The sequence below is a fragment of the Sporocytophaga myxococcoides genome (assembly GCF_000775915.1).
Classification (GTDB): domain Bacteria; phylum Bacteroidota; class Bacteroidia; order Cytophagales; family Cytophagaceae; genus Sporocytophaga; species Sporocytophaga myxococcoides_A.
In genome coordinates, this window is sequence record NZ_BBLT01000005.1 from 226,667 (window position 1) to 246,453 (window position 19,787).

14 protein-coding genes and 1 pseudogene are annotated in these 19,787 nt (G+C 35.2%); 7 read left to right on the top strand and 8 right to left on the bottom strand.

The features are described from left to right. Nucleotides 1-189: 189 nt before the first annotated feature. Entirely contained in the window at nucleotides 190-1,050 is an 861-nt protein-coding gene (locus MYP_RS13570) for an SDR family oxidoreductase (protein WP_045464339.1), read from the bottom strand. A gap of 80 nt (nucleotides 1,051-1,130) precedes the next feature. Further along, complete coding sequence (locus tag MYP_RS13575; RefSeq protein WP_052430200.1) at nucleotides 1,131-1,694, bottom strand: hypothetical protein; 564 nt, start codon at nucleotides 1,692-1,694, stop codon at nucleotides 1,131-1,133. A 193-nt stretch (nucleotides 1,695-1,887) separates the two neighbouring features. Here MYP_RS13575 and MYP_RS13580 point away from each other — a divergent pair, with 193 nt between their 5' ends. After that, a complete protein-coding gene (locus MYP_RS13580; protein WP_045464341.1) occupies nucleotides 1,888-2,262 on the top strand; it encodes a hypothetical protein in 375 nt (124 codons plus the stop codon). A 147-nt stretch (nucleotides 2,263-2,409) separates the two neighbouring features. Here MYP_RS13580 and MYP_RS13585 read toward each other — a convergent pair whose 3' ends face one another. The 4 genes and pseudogenes from MYP_RS13585 to MYP_RS13600 all read right to left on the bottom strand — a co-directional run bounded on the left by MYP_RS13585 (nucleotide 2,410) and on the right by MYP_RS13600 (nucleotide 5,723). Further along, a complete protein-coding gene (locus tag MYP_RS13585) occupies nucleotides 2,410-2,745 on the bottom strand; it encodes a hypothetical protein (protein WP_156140588.1) in 336 nt (111 codons plus the stop codon). Between the two features lie 428 nt (nucleotides 2,746-3,173). Further along, complete coding sequence (locus tag MYP_RS13590; RefSeq protein WP_231570044.1) at nucleotides 3,174-4,019, bottom strand: MBL fold metallo-hydrolase; 846 nt, start codon at nucleotides 4,017-4,019, stop codon at nucleotides 3,174-3,176. A gap of 181 nt (nucleotides 4,020-4,200) precedes the next feature. Then, nucleotides 4,201-5,224 (bottom strand): annotated as a pseudogene (locus MYP_RS26935) (SDR family NAD(P)-dependent oxidoreductase). Nucleotides 5,225-5,447: 223 nt separating this feature from the next. After that, a complete protein-coding gene (locus MYP_RS13600; protein WP_231570047.1) occupies nucleotides 5,448-5,723 on the bottom strand; it encodes a hypothetical protein in 276 nt (91 codons plus the stop codon). Between the two features lie 312 nt (nucleotides 5,724-6,035). On the opposite strand from MYP_RS13600, the gene MYP_RS13605 reads away from it, so the two are divergent. The 6 genes from MYP_RS13605 to MYP_RS13625 all read left to right on the top strand — a co-directional run bounded on the left by MYP_RS13605 (nucleotide 6,036) and on the right by MYP_RS13625 (nucleotide 16,037). Beyond that, the gene (locus MYP_RS13605; protein WP_045464345.1) at nucleotides 6,036-7,277 is read left to right on the top strand and encodes a restriction endonuclease PLD domain-containing protein; all 1,242 of its coding nucleotides are present in this window, start codon (nucleotides 6,036-6,038) and stop codon (nucleotides 7,275-7,277) included. 216 nt (nucleotides 7,278-7,493) lie between these two features. Then, nucleotides 7,494-13,433 carry a right-handed parallel beta-helix repeat-containing protein gene (locus MYP_RS13610; RefSeq protein WP_045464347.1) on the top strand — a complete coding sequence of 1,980 codons (5,940 nt, stop codon included), beginning with the start codon at nucleotides 7,494-7,496 and terminating at the stop codon, nucleotides 13,431-13,433. A gap of 334 nt (nucleotides 13,434-13,767) precedes the next feature. Then, nucleotides 13,768-14,262 (top strand): hypothetical protein, encoded by a 495-nt coding sequence (locus MYP_RS13615; RefSeq protein ID WP_156140590.1) that lies wholly within the window; start codon nucleotides 13,768-13,770, stop codon nucleotides 14,260-14,262. A 264-nt stretch (nucleotides 14,263-14,526) separates the two neighbouring features. Beyond that, on the top strand, nucleotides 14,527-14,685 hold the full coding sequence (locus tag MYP_RS26395; RefSeq protein ID WP_197060083.1) for a hypothetical protein: 159 nt from the start codon (nucleotides 14,527-14,529) through the stop codon (nucleotides 14,683-14,685). A gap of 160 nt (nucleotides 14,686-14,845) precedes the next feature. Further along, on the top strand, nucleotides 14,846-15,265 hold the full coding sequence (locus MYP_RS13620) for a (R)-mandelonitrile lyase (protein WP_045464351.1): 420 nt from the start codon (nucleotides 14,846-14,848) through the stop codon (nucleotides 15,263-15,265). Nucleotides 15,266-15,392: 127 nt separating this feature from the next. Further along, nucleotides 15,393-16,037: an SDR family oxidoreductase gene (locus tag MYP_RS13625; RefSeq protein ID WP_045464353.1), complete on the top strand. Its 645-nt coding sequence runs from the start codon at nucleotides 15,393-15,395 to the stop codon at nucleotides 16,035-16,037. 257 nt (nucleotides 16,038-16,294) lie between these two features. Here the strand turns inward: MYP_RS13625 and MYP_RS13630 are convergent, their stop codons facing one another. Together MYP_RS13630 and hrpB are read right to left on the bottom strand one after the other, a co-directional pair. Further along, nucleotides 16,295-17,224, bottom strand: a complete 930-nt coding sequence (locus MYP_RS13630; RefSeq protein WP_045464355.1) for a hypothetical protein — start codon at nucleotides 17,222-17,224, stop codon at nucleotides 16,295-16,297. A gap of 378 nt (nucleotides 17,225-17,602) precedes the next feature. After that, entirely contained in the window at nucleotides 17,603-19,756 is a 2,154-nt protein-coding gene (hrpB, locus tag MYP_RS13635) for an ATP-dependent helicase HrpB (protein ID WP_045464697.1), read from the bottom strand. Between the last annotated feature and the right edge of the window lie 31 nt (nucleotides 19,757-19,787).

Here is a 19,787-nt window from a genome sequence, read left to right on the forward strand (position 1 = left end):
TTTTTCCTGGCGTTTTGATGCTTTATCTGAATTTTATTATCAATCAGTTTCATTTTGGTCGTTCAACAGAGAGGCCTTATAATAGCTGTAGAAGAGATTAAAAGAGGGGGTGATCGTTAGTCTATAAAGGTATGTTTATCAAAAAGCGGAATACCCAAACCCTTAAGGATTAGGTATTCCGCTTTTTTATCAGCTTTCTACAGGTTCCCCACCATTTGGATGAATAACCTGTCCTGTGATGTAAGAGGCATCTTTGGATGCAAGAAATACATAAGAAGGACCTACTTCAGAAGGTTGTCCTGGTCTGCCCAATGGTACTTGCTTTCCGAAGCTACTTACTTTTTCCGGAGGGAAAGTAGCTGGAATCAATGGCGTCCATATCGGACCTGGTGCTACTGCATTTACTCTTATTCCTCTTTTTGCAAGACTGCTTGCTAACGATCTTGTAAATGTTACAATAGATCCCTTGGTGGACGAATAATCTATCAATGACTCTTTTCCTCTATAAGCAGTAACTGAACTTGTATTGATGATACAGTCCCCTTCTTTCATCTGCTTCAATGCTGCCTGCGTCAGATAGAACATAGAGAAGATATTGGTGCGGAAGGTTCTTTCAAGTTGCTCTGCTGTTATTTCCTCGATCGATCCTTTGACATGCTGTTCACCTGCATTATTGATAAGGATATTCAAGCCTCCCAATTGCTTACGGGTTTCCTCAATTGCTTTATTGCAAAAGTTCTGATCACCAATGTCGCCTGAAATAAGAATGCATTTGCCTCCTTCCTGTTCAACCATTTTTTTGGTTTGCTCTGCATCTTTATGTTCATTGAGATATACAATTGAAATGTTTGCTCCTTCTTTAGCAAAATGTATTGCCACGGATCTTCCAATACCGCTATCGCCACCAGTGATCAAAGCAATTTTACCTTTAAGCTTTTCACTGCCTTTATAGTCGCTCCTGATAAACTCAGGTTTAAGCTGCATCTCTGCTTCAGCCCCCGGCTGTTCATTCAGATGTTCTGCCGGTAATGATGATGGTTTATATTCCATTGCTTCAGTTTTTAGCTACTTTTCAAGTATAAGACCACAATGTTATAAATGTTTGAAAGAATAAACATCAGATTGCTCCTCTATGACAAGAACTGAATGGAAGATTGAGGATTATAAGCTGACTTTCTTTCAGAAAGGTGTAATCGCCTGTTGTACTCGAAAGCTGCGACAGTTCCGAAAATTAAATGTGCAATTACTAAATTTATAAGATAACTCTTTCTGTCAATTTGTGGAGGATTGCGATGTAAATTCATATAAAGATACCAGGCTGCGATGCCTAGTAATCCATTTGCTAACCCTAAGGATAAGCCTCCTGTAAGGTTTGGCTTTGTAATTCTGTTCTTCCATAGGATGTGGTATAAATATAGAAAGAGTATGCCTATGGAATAATGTATAAAGGTGCCTGTTGCTTTTATCTGAGCCAATGATATTACCCCTTTTTCATTATGCGTTTTATTGGTAAGGAGTCTTCCAAGTATTCTTATTACCCTCATTTGTTTCCTGGAAATTTCAGAAACAATTTTCATATATAAGGTCATGTAATTGGTTGCATCCACAGCTGTCCGGACCAGATATTTATTTTCCCTATATACTTTAAATAGTTTTATTGCCAACTTTGATTTTTTATACAAATTTCTGAACATATCCCTAGCATTTAATAATATCAAGATCATTAGAAAAGGAAATTATATCTCGTACATTATAAAGGAACCTTTCTTTATCTGTATTCATTTTCATCCCTCTCTTCTCAATAAGTAATCATTAATTATATCAGACTTCATAACATAAATAAAAAAGCTATGGTTTTCTATTCTCAGTGTGTAAAACAAAGCATCAATGGATGGAAATAATAAATACTTAATGTTGTTATTGTGGATTCAAGGAGGTTATTTTTTTATAACCGGTGTTTGGCCTTTGGTTCATATCTATTCATTTATGGTGGTAAGCGGCCCTAAAAATGATATCTGGCTGGTGAGGACTGTGGGTTTATTAATTACCTCTATTTCCCTTGGATTGCTTACTTCAGCAATTATGAAGAAAATAGAAGTTTCTTTAATGATTATTGCTTTCGGATCTGCTCTCAGCCTTTTATTCGTAGACTTATTTTATGTGTTTAAAAATGTTATTGCTGAAACTTATCTCGGAGATGCATTGGTTGAATTTTTGTTTATTATCAGCTGGTTGATCATATTCTGGAGATCAAGGAAATAGATAAATTTTTAGGTGTTTACACCTGTTATAAAAAGTTCCTTTTGATTAATGAACTTTATATCTATCGATATAAAATAGAGATTTAAATTGTTCTGACTTCACTTCCAATTGAATTGAAACGGCGATATAACTTTTATTATATTAGGATTATTCGAATACATATTTGCCCGAACTTTTATTGATAGGTTTAATAATAGTAAAAAGTTTTTTCCAAAAAGGTTGTTTGGAAGTATTATAGCTTGGATTCAAAGGTACAAAGGAATCTTTAATATAAGCAATCAGATCAGGCTTTTGAAATGCAAAATCAGCGTCTGCTACTGCAACATGGGGAACAAAAATTTTCCCATTCGTCAATACTACATGTACTCCTATATTATCTTCTGTATGAGATTTATAATTTCCTAATTCAGTATATCTTATTTGTATTCTTGAAATTAGATGAATGATTTCTTTCTGTCTATTCGTAGTTTGATTTCTTAACATATATAATTGAAAATTTAAATCAGGATTTTGTATAATGGTTTTCATTGGAGTTGCAATGGAATATCCAATTGTAATAATACATCCAACTAGACTGTTTAAAACCCTTAATTACTGTTTTGACTTTTACTTAGTTATGATTGATTATATCACCAGAGTGGGGTAGAATTATGGGAAATTATTAATGGATAATTATTTGGTATCATATAAAGCTGTACTTGAAAGTTTAATTTTTAGTTAAAAATTCAATTTTTAAAAGTTAAGGTTCTATTAGATACGGTTATTAACAATATTGAGTTTTGCCTATTCATCGATAAGTATAATATTTTGGTACAAAATTAACTGAAAGTTTATTGACTGAAATGATATAACATTCCGAAACTCAGAGCTTTCTTCTTAATTTTGAGAAAAGCTCTGAGCACAAAAATATTTTAAATATATTTTCCATGTTCCGGGATGGCAATACTATCAAACTCTTGTACCAGTTTTTCCAGGCCATTGGTCAATTCATTGCCTTCCATTGTAGTGCCATGTCCTGTTATTACAACTTGAGGATGAAGGGCTTCAAGTTTTTTGACAGAGTCCCATGCAGCTTTCCAGTCTATTGTTAAATATCTCGGGGGGCCATTTACTTCCGCCTTTTGTGTAATCACTTTATATAGAGAATCCTGTCTTACAGTAACAAAAGCATCTCCGGCAATCAGAAATTTGTCTTTCTGACGATAGAAGGAAACATGTCCGGGGGAATGACCTGGAGTATGTATCCATTGCCATCCTGCCATTCCTGGCACTGAATGGTCGGTAGGCAGCGGCTTGAGTACACCTTTAATATTGATTGGTTCAATTGGATACATAAACGAAACCTTAGCCAGTAAACCACCATCTACAGTCGGATCAGGAGCAGGATAACTTTTCTCTCCTGTCAGATATGGAAATTCAAGGGGATGGGCATAAACCGGAACATTCCATTCCTTGATGAGTTCTACCACACCTCCGACATGATCGAAATGTCCATGAGTTAAAAGAATTGCAGATGGTTTACGGTTTTCACCAAACCTTTCTTTGACTGCTGATAAGACAACTGAAGATGAATTAGGCATTCCTGTATCAATCAGCACCCTGTCCTTTTCTTTCGATGACCCGTACAGAATAAAATTCACAATTTGATCCGTATAGTAATAAATATCTTCACTGACAGCCCGGCCTTTTCCGCTTGATACGGATGTTACAGGGATGGACTTGTTATCCTTGCTCTGATGCATTTGTTCATTTTTCATAATTTGTAGAGGGTATCAATGGTTAACATCAGATTGTACTAAAGGTTTTTTAAAAAAAGTCTCTTATCTTTTCTTTTAATTATTCGTTTTTTGAGGTTGTGCACGCTTTAAATAAGGTCCAATTCCTTACTAGTTCAAGTCTTGTAAATTCAGATTAAAGCATTATGAATTTCATCAATGGTTAATTGTTTTTCCTCTTTCTCTCTTCTTTTTCTTTTTTAATCCGTTGACGCACTCCATCATCTATACCTCTTCCTGATTCCATGGGAGTATAAAGAGTTCCTGTGGTATCTTTAGCAGGAGGTGCAAAACGAATTTGATATTTATGAGAATAATTTGCAGATAACTTTTCTGTAAAATGAGGAGCTAAGTGATGAAAGAAGTAAGAAGTCTTTGCCTTAGGGCCTAGAGGAATCTCTTTTCTTGGATGAAAATAAGACCAGATCATAACATCTACAACCAGATTAGGATTGTCCATAGCTTTCATACGTGGTGTACCTCCGCTATAATTTGCGGCATGTCCCCACCATGGAGTATCTGCAGCCCATGGTTCAATAGTGGTGACTTTTATATTCTTATATCCTGCAAGGCGCAATTCCTGATTAATAACCTCTCCCAAACTTCTTACGCCGGCCTTTGAAGCTGAATAAGACCCCTGGTAGGCTAGTGGTACTTCACTGTCTATTGATCCTGTATTGATAAGGATACCATGTCTCTGAACTCTGAAGAGCTTCATAACTTCCGTAGATTACTCCTTTCAGATTTACATCGATGACTCTCATTTGATCCTTTATGGGGATATCCCAGAAAGTTCCTATTGCCCCAACTCCTGCATTGTTTATCCATGCATCTATATATCCATATCTTTTTAATGTAGTATCAGCCAATCTTTGTATATCTTCATATTTGCTTACATCAGTGGTTACAACAAGGACAGAGCCTCCTGCAAGTTTTATTTTAGCTGCAATCTCTTCAAGCAGATCTGCTCTTCGAGCAGCAAGCACTACATTTGCCTTATATTCTCCGAGTTTAAGAGCTACTCCTTGTCCAAAACCACTGCTGGTACCCGTTATGACAAATGTTTTTCCCTGAAGTTTCTTTTTTTCAGCATTAGATATTTTATGGGAACAACACATGGTAAAAAAAATAATAACTAGAAGAAATGCGGTTAGGGCCCGGGTTTTTAGCTTTGTTGGGAAAGTCATATTAATCGTCAAGGTGAAGTGATTAAATTGGACAACATAACCTAGAGAATGGATAAAAGTTAAAGCCTGTTTATTTCAAGTTCAGATTTGAACTTTTGGATGGGGGGAATTTAAAATTTTAATTATAAAGTTTTAAAAAGAAGAATAGTAGCCATATAAAACGGCTACTATTTTAATTCAATTAGGTAATCTTATATTAGTTAAGATTGTTCTATCTGTGAAATTACTCATGCCCGTGAGTCTTTACGAGTTTATTATATACTCCGAAGAGCAAGAACGGTGCAGCCCATTGCCCCACAAACAAAGCATCTTTTTCCCTTCTGTTTAGTTTTAGTGTTAACGATGCTGCCATAGAGCCTATAGCTGCCCATAAATACACATCTGAAGGTAACTTAGCCGTTTGCGTTTCAATAAACTTGGCTATTTTTCCCTCTCTGAAATCTTCACTATTGATTTTAGTTTTGATATCATTTATAAATGTTCCAACGCTTTCCATCATTTCATAAGTTTTTCTTTTATGAAAACAGAGGCTGAGAAACCATTGTTCCTTGAACTCATTTGGTGTGTTTAGATGAGGTGAAATTGTCTGATTTTCAGTTAAGTTAAAGGAGGTTTAATGTTTTAAACCAATTTATAATTTTAAACGGAGGTCATAATAGGATAAGGAAAGTATAGCTGAGATAGTTATAGGAAATGGAGTTACATTGAATCCCTGCAGCTTTTAATTATATTTACATTTGTAAGAGATAGATGAGTTTAAATAATTTTCATTCTTCTGACTTAGGGACTTCTGCGTTTAAAAAAAAATTACATGATCATAAAGAAATTACTTGCTCCGCTAGTAAACAATAAGATTTTAAAAGAAGCCGAGCATTGCTATATAGCTTCTGCTGCTATCTCAGAGCCAGCTTTTGATCTTCTGATGAGCAATTTAGCCCCTCGCTGCAATGTAGATATTGTTACAGGACTTGATCTGCCCACTCATCCTAATGTGCTTTGGAAAATCCTGAAACAATATCCTGGTCGTGTTACCCTTAGAATTTTTAGCAGAAATTATTTTCATTCCAATCTATATATTTTTGATTTGCCTTTCAGGAAAAGGATAGCTTTTGTTGGCTCCGGAAGCCTTACTATAGGAGGGCTTAAAGATCATGAAGAGCTTTCTTATAAAGTAGATGTAGAAAGAAATGTTGAAGACTTAAAAGCCTGGTTCAGATCTTATTTTGACTTTGGACAAGATCTTTCTGAGAAAATTATTAAGGAATATGAAATGCTGTATCCTTCAATAGTGGCAAGGGATAATGCCACGAAGGAAGACATAAAACAATTGACAGATGTCATAACCGGCCGCTTTAGCCTTACTGGTATTAATTTTTCCAAACAATTCTTTAAAGCAGAAGATTATGCAACACTTGATAACAGTAAAGCTGCTTTAAATACGCAGTTGGTACACCATGAAAGAGTCATGCTGAAGAATAAATTGCTGGAGCTGCATGAACAGTTAAGACCTTATCTGCATAAACTTAAGCTTTATGAAAATGATGATGCTGAACAAATCGTAAGCAGCCTTAATCCTGTGTTTCATTATGAAAATAAAGTAAAGACTATGTGGCTTGTTTATGGAAGAAGTAAAAAAGAGCTTGAAGAATATAAAGCCACGCTTACTGACCTCTTAAACATTCAGTTAATGCTGAAGTCGCAGGAATTCGGGATTTACTTATCGTTAGGAAAACCCAATAGTGAGACTCAAGATCGTGAGTATTTCAGGAAGGAAATGAATAGTGAAGAGTATAGGAAAAAATTCTATGATCTGTTAAAGGGGTTGAGTAAAGATTACTGGATTGAAGTAGCAGGAGAGAAGAAGCCGGTAGACTCATTTGCGGATGAACAAGCATTATGGAATTATACCAATGCGGATCATATACAGTATCATTTTATCATAGGCAGGACCTATGTTCCCAATGATCAGGATATAGCTGCTGATCAGATTGTATCGACCATTCAAAAGGAGATTGATAAATTAATTCATCTGTACAGATTAATGAAAGTGTAGAGACGCCATGCTTGGCGTCTCTTTTTATACCCGGACAGAATCAGGTGTTTAGGGTATATTTGTTTTTAATGTTCTTTATTTTCAATGGTATCTGATATGCTTGTTGATAAATATGGATACTTTTTTTTAACAAACAGTGTAAGATTTCGTAAAATTGTAAAGGAAAGTTATCTATTTTGAAATAATGTTCTTTTTAATATAATATTTTGATAAGCAATGCGTATCGTATTTAAGTTACTTTTATCTTTATTTCTATTATTTTTTATTATCTCTAATGTCAAATCTCAGTGTTTATCGGGAACATATGTTATTGATAAAAATGCTGATAAATACAAATCAATAGGTGAAGCTTTAGATAGTTTAACCGCCAGAGGTATTTGTGGTAATGTTACATTCAGGATTGCGCCTGGAATATATCGGGAACAAGTTATTTTTCCTAAGATCAATGGTGCTGGAATAGATAAGAGGATAACCTTTACCTCTTTGACAGGATTGGTATATGATGTTATACTTGAGTACCCTTCTTCCTCTTCGGATGTAAACAATTACGTTTTAGCCTTTAATGAAGGTAGTTTTTACACGCTGAATAAATTAACGATCAATAGAACAGGCAGTCAGCTATATTCACAAGTTATCCTACTTGGTAACAACAGTAGCAATAACAAGTTCTCTAATAACCAGATAAGTAATGAGCTCGTCAATTCGAATGAAAGGTCATCTTTGGTTTATTCAGATGTCTCCCTGGATACAGCTAATACATTTTCCGGAAATACATTTACAAAAGGATCTTATGGGATATTTTTATATGGAGAAACAGGCTTTGAATCCTCTAATGTTATAGAAAAGAATACATTTGAGGGTCAGGGAACAGCGGGAATTTATATGAGTTACCAGGATTCTCCTGAGATAAAGGGAAATATCTGGAAGAATTCAAGTCAGTCAACCGGTTATAGCTGCATATCGCTTTCGAATTGCAAAGGCAAAATAAATATTACAGGAAATGAAATTAAAAATTTGGGGTATAATGAAATTCGTGGGAGTGGATTTAAATTATTTAACTGTATAGGTTCAGATAATGCATTAATAGCAAATAATATCATTGTAGTATATGGCAATTCTGGATCTGGAGCTCTTTATCTAAGAAACAGTTCTGGTATAAAAGTTATTAACAACACTCTTTCTTCTGGTAACATCACGATTTACCTTGAAAATGCCAATCAGATTAAATTACTTAACAACATCATAAAAAGTGATGGATACTGTCTGATCTTAGAATCAAATTCTTCTTTATCACAATCAGATTATAATGCATTCTATTCCTCCGGTGGGATTTCCAGAGGAGGGACATTTAATCATACTACCCTGGATAGTTGGAGAAAGGGGACCAATCATGATGCACATTCAAAATCTGTTTATCCTTCGTTTTACAGTAAAACTAATTTAAGAATTTTTAATGACGTAGATCTTTATAATGCTGGATTATATGACCCACAGATTAATATAGATATTGATGGCGATCTAAGATCCAATCCTCCTGATATAGGGGCAGATGAATTTGAATTGTACCCTAACAGCGCCTCAATCTATAAAGTAATATCTCCCATACTTTCAGTTTGCCAAGGGCCGAATACTTTAAAGTTAGTAATCAGAAATCAAGGTTCATCTGATCTGACTAAACTAACAATTGATTGCATCAAAAATAAACAAGTATTTAACTCTTATAACTGGTCAGGCAATCTTAAGACTGGTGAAAAAGATACTGTGAAAATCGAAGCTGTCAATTTTAAAAAGGATTCTGTATATGAAATACAATTTAAAATAAAGCAACCCAATGAAGTCTCAGATCCTTATGTGTTGGACGATTCAACCATTGCGACTAATATCTATACTAAAATGGAAGGTATATACAGGATTGGAGGTCTTAAGCCTGATTATGCCAATTTTACAGCAGCAATAAACGATTTGACTTTAAGGGGAGTATGCGGACCGGTAATATTTAAAGTCAGAAATCAATTATATAAGGAGAAATTAAAGATCACAAAAATTGCAGGAGTCTCAAAAATCAACACGATTGTATTCGAGCCAGAAAGTAGTACTCCCGATGTTTCAATAGTTTATGAAATGCCAAGCTCTTCTTATGATCCTATTGGTTATGTGGTTGCAATGGAAAATGTTTCCTTTGTCACATTTAAGAATGTAAAATTTACTTCTCTCACTTTTGTTACAAATGCTAGTGCTCCTATAGTAAATTTATACCAGTGTAAGAATATAAAGTTTATCAATAATCATTTTGAAGGGAAATTCTCAACGATATTTTCAGATGGAAAATACTGTGATTCTATATTTATCGAAAATAATATTTTTGACAAAGGAACCAAGGTGATTGGTTTCAGAGATTATGGTAAGCTTTTGGTGATTAAAGGAAATACATTTAGAGATATGACAGAAAGAGCTATTGAAATTATTACTGCAAGTTCTGTAAAAATTATTAATAATACCTTTATATCCAATACAACAAGTGATGCTGTTTATCTTTCCCGATTAACGGACACAGGCTTTGTTCAGAGTAATATCTTTCAATTACCTAAATCATATACTGGTTTAACGATGTACTATTGCAGTGGCATAGGTTATATCACCAATAATTATATCAATTTAACTACAGGGATTGGGATAGAGTTAAGTAATTCTCCTGGCAAGAAAATTTATCATAACACAATAAAGGTAAATTCTGATGGGCCTAATCATTACGCATTGAGAGTGTACTCTAGTTCTTTCGGTGAGATTAAGAATAATATCTTGATCAATAACGGTAAAGGACGAGCTTTTTCCTTCTTCGGTTCAGGTTTTGAATCCGATTATAATGCTTTTTATAGTGGAGGGGTAAATCTGGTGAATGATTACACAAGTCTTACTTCTTATATCAGTAAAGAAAGAAGAGACTCCAACTCTGTCTATTATATACAGGATTTTATTTCATCCGATGATTTTCACTTATCCAAAAGCTCTTCTTTGATTGATAAAGGAGTATTTATTAAGGAGGTTATTAAGGACCTCGATGGAGAACCAAGGCTGAACTCTCCTGATATAGGAGCTGATGAAGCTAATTCCGTTCATAAAGATGTTGCTATCATTTCTTTAAACAAGGGAAAACAAAACTGTAATGATCATCCCAGGGTGGTGGCAGAATTAAAGAATATGAGTAGTGATACTTTGTATAGCTATACTATCCAGTGGGAGGTTGATGATGAATTGCAAAAACCATTTGCCGGAAAAGAAAATATTGCTCCTGGTGAGTCAAAACAAGTTGTGTTAGGGGAATTCTTATTTAAATATTATAAGCCATATAAATTAAAAGCATGGGTTAATAGTAGTTCGGATTCAGAACCGTTGAACGATACAATTACAATTCCTTCCTTTGCATCAGCGATGGGCGGTGTATATACTGTTGGTGGTGATAATCCTGATTTTAAAAGTATCCATGATGCGGTAGAAGCATTAGCTGCGATGGGAGTATGTAGCCCTGTTAAAATTCTGCTAAGAGATGGAATTTATGATGAACTTCTTTATTCAAAGGAATACAATAAATATACGATTTCCATCCCAGAAATTCCGGGAGCCTCAGCACTTAATACGATTTTAATAGAATCTGAAAGTCAAGATACCAGCAAGGTAAAAATTATATGTACCTCCAGGGCTGGCACAATTCTTTGTAATGGAGTTGATTATATTACTTTTAGCCACTTATCTATCATCAATGATTATGATCCGAATCTACCATATACTATAAATATTCAATCTGGATCTGATCATGTTAGTTTCAGAAACAACAGAATCAGTAATGGGATAGCTGCTATGTCAGGAATGATTAAAGCTCTTCTTGTGGAGGGTAATTATATTACCTCAAAAGGCATTGATTTAGTAGCCAATGAAAATGTATATATTCGTGGGTGTGTTATCAGGGATAATTTTTTTAAGGGAATTGATAATTATGGAGTCCATGCAATATATAATGAGAATTTATTGATTGAGAATAACATCTTTGAAACGGGTAACCTATTCTCTCCCACTTATTATTTTAGACATGGAGTGATGTTAGATAGATGCAAAGGAGATATACAAATTAAGAACAACCAATTCAGATTCATTAAAGATTTAAATGGAACGCCTTCATACGGGCTATATATCATAGGCTGTAACGGAACACAATCAAAACCGATTTTAGTAGCAAATAATTTCCTTTTGTTAAATCCCCCCAATAAACATTTAACTGATTTTTATATAGGAATTTATAGTGTTCAGTCATCCTATATAAGTTATATTCATAATACAGTCTTCAATAATAAGCTGGAGTCATACGCTACCAATACCCAAACCTCCTGCGTATTTGCATACGGAAAGGAAGTAAAATTTCTAAACAATATTTTTGTTAACTATAACCCGGGATATTGTTATGAGTGGATTGGAAAAGAAGATGTTGAATCTGATTATAATTTGTTCTACAATAAAGACTATGAAATAGTAAAAGAATACTCAGATTTTAACAAATGGCAGTCAAAGGGAATGGATCAACACTCAATTGTTGGAGAGCCAAAATTTGCTTTTCAATCGGTATCTTCTTCAAACCAAACAGATTTGCATTTAGATCCTTCTGTCAGTAACCCCTATCGTTCTGCATTATATATCCCGGAACTTGATAAAGATATTGATGGCGATTCAAGAAATCTTTTAAGACCGCTCTTTGGTGCAGATGAGTATATTCCTGTAATTACTAATGGTAATACCAATCTTGCATCAGCAAGGATAACTGAAGTCGTTACAGATAAAAATCTGTGTACTGGTTTGAAAAGGCTGGTAGCAAAGCTATTGAATACTTCCAATGATACAATCAATCATGCTATCATACAATTAGTAATTAACGATACTTTAACTGCGGAGAAAACCTGGAACGGTCTTGTGCTTCCGAATGATTATATGGGAGTGGAGTTAGGAACATTTAATTTCCCTAATGGGGGAGCATATGAAGTAGATGCAAGTCTGAAAGAGGTGAACCATAACCTGTATACCGATACTCAGAAATATAAGCATACATTTGATATTGTTATTAACTCTGTTCCAGCCTTTACCTACTTTTCAGAGGGTAAAGGTGGTAAAATAAATTTCCTTAATAATTCTACCGGAGCCAATGTATATGAATGGGATTTTGGAGATGGTAAAACATCTTCAGAAGCAGCTCCACAACATACCTATGATGTTAAAGGTATTTATGTTGTGAAATTAACAGCCACAGGCTCCTGTACCAGTAATACATTCACTGATACAGTTTATGTTGATAAAAATCCTGATCTGAATCCTGTTTCTATCTCCTATACATCGAACTGTCTTGTAGGAAGAAATCTTGGTGTAGTAGTTCAAAATTTAAGTCCGGAAACTATTGGTTTCTTTATTATCAATTGGTCAATTGACGGAATACTTCAAGCTCCAATTTCTAATAATTCAAGTATAATAGGTCCTTTGGGTGCCACTATTATTCCATTGAATACTGATAACATTACCAAATCAAGCCATGTATTTAAAATCTGGACTAGTTCTCCTAATTTTCAGTTAGATGGAAACATTACAAATGATACATTGGAACGGATTGTTTATACTCAGTTTTCTCCTCAGGCAGATTTTACTTATAGTCATATAGGAAATAATGCCATAAGCTTTAATAACACTTCAACAGGAAGTACTTATTATTCCTGGGATTTTGGAGATAATACCTCAAGTTCGACCGCCAATCCTATCCATACCTTTTCCGGTCAACAAGTTACTTATATTGTAAAATTAATAGCAAGTAATTCCTGTGGCACATCTATGGTATCCAAAGAGATTTCAATTGTCCCTAATGATATAATTGATGAAATTCATTCCAAGGGCGTATTATATCCGATTCCATCCAATGGAGTCGTTTACTATAACAATGAGGAAGCTATCAATACTAAGGTTGAAATATCTATTACTACTTCATATGGTGAGAGGGTTCAGACCGAGAGTCTTGTGTTAACGGGAAAACCTTTAATGTTTGATTTAAGTAATCAACCTTCTGGGATATATTTCCTTCATGTTAGAATGAAAGAAAAAAATATGACGTATAAAATAGTAAAGTATTAAATTGATAGAACTCCTGGTGATTGTAGGAATTTAAAATAAAGCGGTACTTATATATATAAATATTAATCTTTAAATATTGAATTATACTCTGTATCATGGAAACGTAACGTTTGACGTCTTTATGATACAGAGTATGCAATAGCTTCTTTAGATTTTTATAGTATCCTGATGAGCTATAGATCCATTAAGAAAGATCAAACCAGCTGTTTCAAATAAGATATGAACTTTGGTTTTATTGGTCCGTATTTATCCTGAAGTCTTTGATGTATACTTTACTTACTCTCATTTTTTGCCTATATTTAAATGAAGCTCAAAATAATCTATTCGGCATTTTATGATGAAGCATTATAAATTCTCTACCAGAGAGTTCGGTGTATCTGATACAGGAATTCATTTATTAAGAAGTAATTTTAATTACAGCACAATAAATTTTAAAGATATCACCTCTCTGGAGATTGGCAGGGGCAGGTTAATCAGAAACTGGCTCTTTGTTTTTATTTTTGGATTAAGTCTGATCGCTTTCAGCATATATTATGCCATTGGGCTGATAGGTGTGTTTAACGACCAGTCAATTAAAAGGATTTATATTGAGGAGTTAATGGTTCCTTTCTTACCGGCTCTGTTAGGTGGATTTTGTATACACTCTGCCAGCAGAAAGGGGGTGGTTATGAAGATACAGCATAATGGAAAGAAGAGCTCATTTCCTCTTGAGGATATTATTAAGAATAATCAGTATGAAGATCTAGTTGACTATTTAGTTAATACGGTAAAGGTTTATTCAAAGATGAAGCTTATTAGTGACCATAAGAAGCTGGTTCATATTGACTAATCTATGTATCTTTATCAATTTTTATTTATTTATTTATTCATTCATTCATTCATTCATTCATTCATTGTTTAGGAAGCCCCTATGGCATGCATGTCTGCCAAATGAATCATCAACCGAAATGATTCAAATTTGCACTTATCAAATAGAATCATCGTTGCTTTATGAAGGGCTGTAATGTGTGTGGGATAGCAATGATAAGCATTCTTATGACAAAAAGGTATAGTTTCCCTTGTTGCTAAGGAATAATAGAGACAATATTGTTATATGAAACATAAAGCATCAAGTGATAAACTGGCAAGTATGGCATCCAGAGTACTCCAGGATGAAAACTCCAGCAAGAAGGCTAAATCATTAGCCGGAAGTGTACTTGCTCAACATGAACCTCATGAGGAGGATAAAGAAGAGAAGAAGAACGTTAATTAACGTAGAAGCCTATTAAGAATAATAGGCTTTTATTTTTTTAATCTGAAAAAAAAAGAGATTTTTTAATGGGTTAATGTCTTGATAATCAATTTGTGTGAAAAGTTTTTTAACAAATAGGCTCTTTTCTGGTATTTAACTGAATTAAAAGCGAAAAGGGGCTATGACTATAACTAAAATTCAACCTCCAATTTTTCCCAAAGGTGGAAAAGGTCCGGCAGAAAACTTTACAGGTAATGCCTGGGTAAAATTGTTAGTCCCCAATGATGAAATGTTACACTGCCAGGTTAGCAATGTCGTATTTGAGCCAGGGGCAAGGAATAACTGGCATGCACACCCTGGAGGTCAGATTCTGATTGTAACAGATGGGATCGGTTATTTTCAGGAGAGAGGTCAGCCCTTAAGGATTATCAAACAAGGTGAAGTGGTTCATATTCCTCCTGACGTCGAGCACTGGCACGGAGCTTCGCCTGATAATGAATGCACACATATTGCAATTAATACCAATACTCAGAATGGAATTGTACTTTGGTTGGAACGTGTAACGGAAAAAGAATATAGTCAGCCTGCAAATGGGAACTAGATAGTATCTGGTGTAAAGAGATAGATCAGGTATTCTCAGGCTTTCCAATGACTTAATATGTCTTTCATATAATTAAAAATAATAATAACTGAAGAAGGTTTAAATAGCCATAATAAAGGATTTAATAATGACTAAAGTACTAATTTTAGGGGCAGGTGGAAGGATAGCAAAACATGCAATCCATCAATTAATGGAAGAAACCGATGTTGAGCTGACTTTATTTCTGAGAAATGCAAAAAGGCTTGGTAATATAGATTCTAAACGAGTTTCTGTGATTGACGGAGATGTCCTTGATCATCTCAAATTAAAAGAAGCTATGTCCGGAAAGGATATTGTATATGCAAACCTTGCAGGAGAAGTAGATAAAATGGCCAAGGTTATTGTAGAAATTATGAAGGAAGCAGGTGTGAAACGACTTATCTTCATTACTACTCTTGGTATTTATGATGAAGTTCCAGGAGCTTTTGGTAAATGGAATAAAAGTATGATTGGCCAGTATCTTGGCCCATATGGAAAAGCAGCAGAAATAATTGAACATTCGGGATTAGACTATACGATCATAAGGCCAGCCTGGTTAACGGATTATGATGAAATAGATTATGAAACTACCCAGAAGGGGGAGCCCTTTCAAGGGACGGAGGTGTCCCGCAAAAGTGTAGCAGAGTTGATTGTAAAATTGATTCAACATCCTGAATCCGGTATCAAAAGGAGCCTTGGGGTGAACAAACCAGATACTGATGCTGACAAACCTGCTTTTATTAAAACTACTTGATGTAAACACAGACTTGCTGTTTAAAGGAACATGAACTGATAAAATGAAAACCTGGAAAATGTACGTGTTCCTATTAATCTTTACAATAATAATGCTGGCTATTATCCGATGCAGTAAAGGGCCGCTTAATGAGCGAAAGACAGAGGAGAGTTCAGAGTACTAAAGGTCAAATCAGCTGCAACAATTTAAATAAGGCAAACAAACCATTCTTGAAATGTCTTGCCCAGTCATCAATCAAACTATTACAATTTCCATTCCTAAAGCTTATTAATACCTTTTGTACCTTTTTTAAGGAATCTGTATACTAATATCCCTGAAATAGCATTAAAACTGTTTTCTATACTTCCGTTAAATTTTTTATCAGGAAGATTTTCAAAGCTTGTATAGCCAAAATTATATCTCATTCCCACACCAATATTTTTGAAAATAAAGTATTCAAAATATGGTATAAACTCTATGACATTGCAGTTGTAATTTTTAGACCACCATGCTGAATACTTTATCAAGCCTCTTAAAAAAAGATTTTTTGTGAGATAAACAGAGCCATTTAAACCAATAGCTGGAAGAGGAACAAAAATACTTTTCTTTTGACTTAAATCTGCTATTGTCGTGCTTTTAATATTTAAATGGTAGAATATTCCAGCCACTCCAGCAAGAGCAGCTATTCTCCCTCTTCCATTATCAAAGAAAAATTTGGAATAGCATAAACTCGCATAAGTTAATCGCAGGGTGGTTTTGACTTCACTTCCTGCAGGAAAAGCTGCATTGCCATATTTTATATCTTTGCTTATAACCTCTGTTTCTCTTCGATTGGCACTATACATATCAAAAGCCAGATTATAAAAGTTCCCATAGTTAAAAATGATATTCACTCTTGGAGATATTGTGGTTTTGGGAAAATCCAAGTCATTTCGTAAACTTATCTTAGTGCCCTGAGCTTGTTCAGAATTTAGCCTGACATTCCCGAAATTGGTTGTATGTGCGACACCAAGATGAAGAGTCAGGAAGGGGTGAGGATAAATTTTTGTGCTATCAGAAGCGCTTCTTAATTTATTTGATTTTTTTTCCTTGCCCCATTTTGACCAGTAACTTTCTTTTTCTTCACTGATATCTACTTCGGCTTTTAAAGGAAACTGAATCCACAAAGCAAACAGTGTACAAAATAGAATACTCAGCTTAATTTTCATAGCTAATTAAAAGGGAAACAAAACTGGAATAATAAGATAACTCTTGTAGATGAAAACTGTTGTGATTTTTTATATAGAGATAATTGGCTTTAAAATTCCAACAAAAGAAAGGAGAATAGTCATCTGTAAGGGAGGTTTTAACTATGTTACTCAATTTTTGCTTTGAAAGCGCTAGAAGATAATTTTAATAGTAGGAGCTTTAATTTGGAGATACATTGTAATACCATCTTCTTATTTCTTTATACTTTCGGTCGTAATTCTAAGGATAGTTTTGTGAGATAACCCTTTGAGTATTCAGTATAGAAAAGAATTGAAGGAGCCTGTAAAAATAAACCGGACTTCAGAATTCTGATCTGAAACTGAAGTCCAATTTGTACATTATGATAATCTTTCTTTTTGTTCTTTGGTCAGAAATTTCTGAAGAATCTCCAACAAGTCCAGCTCATAGAGATCATCAGGATGTTCAATATCTGTAAGATAGGGTGTAAGCCATTCATAATTTGTAAGTAAAAGGGTAGAGGTGCTTACATCCGGCCATCCATTCTGTGGCTCTGATTTTTTTAATTGAAGTATTTTTTTCTGCCATTCTTTTACTTCTTCTGTAAAGGGAAGTAAAAAGTCTCCTTCTTTTTTGAGCGCATCGGAGATTGCTTTAATCCTGAATTTATCATCAGGAGGAGGAAGAGGTTTGGACTTAAGTACGATACTGCCAATTCTTAAGTCTTTGGAAGCTTTTAATGTACCATCTTCTGTATCCCAAGAAATGACTTCCTGTTCTTTAACCAACGGAGCCAGATCCTTAGGGTTCAAAGGAGAGGCAAGGAATATCTTTCCCATGCCTTCTCTTGCATCCAGGTTGGCTATGGCAAGCCATGATTCGTGTGCCAGTTCGTCTTTATGACTTGCGGATGCATATTTGCCATTGGCAAGCTGAAACTGTGCGTTATTGCCAGGTCTGGCAAAAGCTATACGTTCCGGATGACAATGTGCTAACAAGACACCTGTTTCATAAGGATCCTGCTGACCGTTATCTTCTTTTATTTCAAAAAGCTTTCTGTACGATGCTGCAACCTTTTCTATTCTTCCCAACTGTTTTCCCTGACCTTTATCTTTACGATATCTTCTAAGTGCTTCAATTCTCAGGTTGATGTCAATTCCTGCTTCTCTTTTCAACGGATCACGTTCTTCCAGTATAGCAGCAAGGTCAGTAGCAAGCGGAAGTCTGTTTTCTTCTTCTGCCATCAAAAGCATGTGCGCAATTCTCGGGTGGCATGGAAGTGAATGAATTTTCCTTCCATGGTCTGTAATGCGTCCATTTTCCAGAGCGTTCAGCTGATGCAAAGTTTCCACAGCCTGAGCAAGAGTGGCTTTTGGTGGAGGAGTAAGCCAGGTAAGCTGATGAGGATCTACTATTCCCCATTGAGCCATATCCAGCACTAATGAAGATAAATCAGCTTCCATTATTTCAGGGATTCTGTGTTCGGTCATATTTTCCTGAATGTTTTCCGACCACATTCGGTAGCAGATACCAGGGCTAAGTCTTCCTGCCCGGCCTGCACGTTGATCTGCAGAATCTTTGGAAATTCTTTGGGTGGCAAGTCTTGATAATCCTGATTGGGGATCGAACTTTGATGTTTTTCCAAAGCCAGAATCCACTACTATCTTGACGCCTTCTATTGTTAAGCTTGTTTCTGCAATTGAAGTGGCAAGAACAACTTTACGCTTTCCAGTTTTATCAGGCATAATAGCGCTATATTGCTTGCCCGGCGGCAACATGCCATACAAAGGATGAATGACAAAGCCCTTTAGCTCTTTTCTCAGGATTCCTTCACATTGTTTGATATCAGCTTCTCCCGGAAGAAATACCAGGGTATCTCCATCTTTTTCTTTCACAGCATTCATGACTACTTTTGCTGTCATCTCCGGAAGCAGATACTGATCAGCTTCTCCGGTATATTTGATTTCTACAGGATATTGTTTACCCTTACTTTGTGCAACAGGGGCTTTAAGGATTTGAGTAAGCTGAGGCATATCCAGGGTTGCAGACATTACCATGATGCGAAGATCCGGACGCAGTCTTTGCTGTGCTTCTCTGCAAAGAGCCATTGCAACGTCTGCATGAATGCTCCGTTCATGGAACTCATCAAAGATTACAAGACCTATTCCTTCCAGGCTATTATCACTGTGAATGAAGCGAGTTAGAATTCCCTCGGTCAGAACTTCAATTCTGGTTTTATTGCTGACTTTGTTTTCAAACCTTATCCTGTAACCTATGCTTTGTCCGACCTCTTCGCCTAGCAGAGAAGACATACGTTCCGCTATTGTCTTGGCAGCCAGTCTTCTCGGCTCAAGCATCAATACTTTTTTACCTTCCAGCCAGGGTTCATTAAAAATTGCCAATGGTAATAAGGTACTTTTTCCCGCACCTGGAGGTGCGTTCACAATTAGTGTATTTGATTTGTGAAGGTGGTCCTGGACAGTAGGAATTATTTCCCTTACAGGAAGGTCTATTGATAATGGATTAAATGACAATTGATTATTGTTTTTTGAAAAAGTAAAGTTA

What these genes read in the sequence shown, in the direction of transcription:
- MYP_RS13570 (WP_045464339.1), bottom strand. Translation starts at nt 1,050, where the DNA reads ATGGAATATAAACCATCATCATTACCGGCAGAACATCTGAATGAACAG.
- MYP_RS13575 (WP_052430200.1), bottom strand. Translation starts at nt 1,694, where the DNA reads ATGTTCAGAAATTTGTATAAAAAATCAAAGTTGGCAATAAAACTATTT.
- MYP_RS13580 (WP_045464341.1), top strand. Translation starts at nt 1,888, where the DNA reads ATGGATGGAAATAATAAATACTTAATGTTGTTATTGTGGATTCAAGGA.
- MYP_RS13585 (WP_156140588.1), bottom strand. Translation starts at nt 2,745, where the DNA reads ATGTTAAGAAATCAAACTACGAATAGACAGAAAGAAATCATTCATCTA.
- MYP_RS13590 (WP_231570044.1), bottom strand. Translation starts at nt 4,019, where the DNA reads ATGAAAAATGAACAAATGCATCAGAGCAAGGATAACAAGTCCATCCCT.
- MYP_RS13600 (WP_231570047.1), bottom strand. Translation starts at nt 5,723, where the DNA reads ATGATGGAAAGCGTTGGAACATTTATAAATGATATCAAAACTAAAATC.
- MYP_RS13605 (WP_045464345.1), top strand. Translation starts at nt 6,036, where the DNA reads ATGATCATAAAGAAATTACTTGCTCCGCTAGTAAACAATAAGATTTTA.
- MYP_RS13610 (WP_045464347.1), top strand. Translation starts at nt 7,494, where the DNA reads ATGCGTATCGTATTTAAGTTACTTTTATCTTTATTTCTATTATTTTTT.
- MYP_RS13615 (WP_156140590.1), top strand. Translation starts at nt 13,768, where the DNA reads ATGATGAAGCATTATAAATTCTCTACCAGAGAGTTCGGTGTATCTGAT.
- MYP_RS26395 (WP_197060083.1), top strand. Translation starts at nt 14,527, where the DNA reads ATGAAACATAAAGCATCAAGTGATAAACTGGCAAGTATGGCATCCAGA.
- MYP_RS13620 (WP_045464351.1), top strand. Translation starts at nt 14,846, where the DNA reads ATGACTATAACTAAAATTCAACCTCCAATTTTTCCCAAAGGTGGAAAA.
- MYP_RS13625 (WP_045464353.1), top strand. Translation starts at nt 15,393, where the DNA reads ATGACTAAAGTACTAATTTTAGGGGCAGGTGGAAGGATAGCAAAACAT.
- MYP_RS13630 (WP_045464355.1), bottom strand. Translation starts at nt 17,224, where the DNA reads ATGAAAATTAAGCTGAGTATTCTATTTTGTACACTGTTTGCTTTGTGG.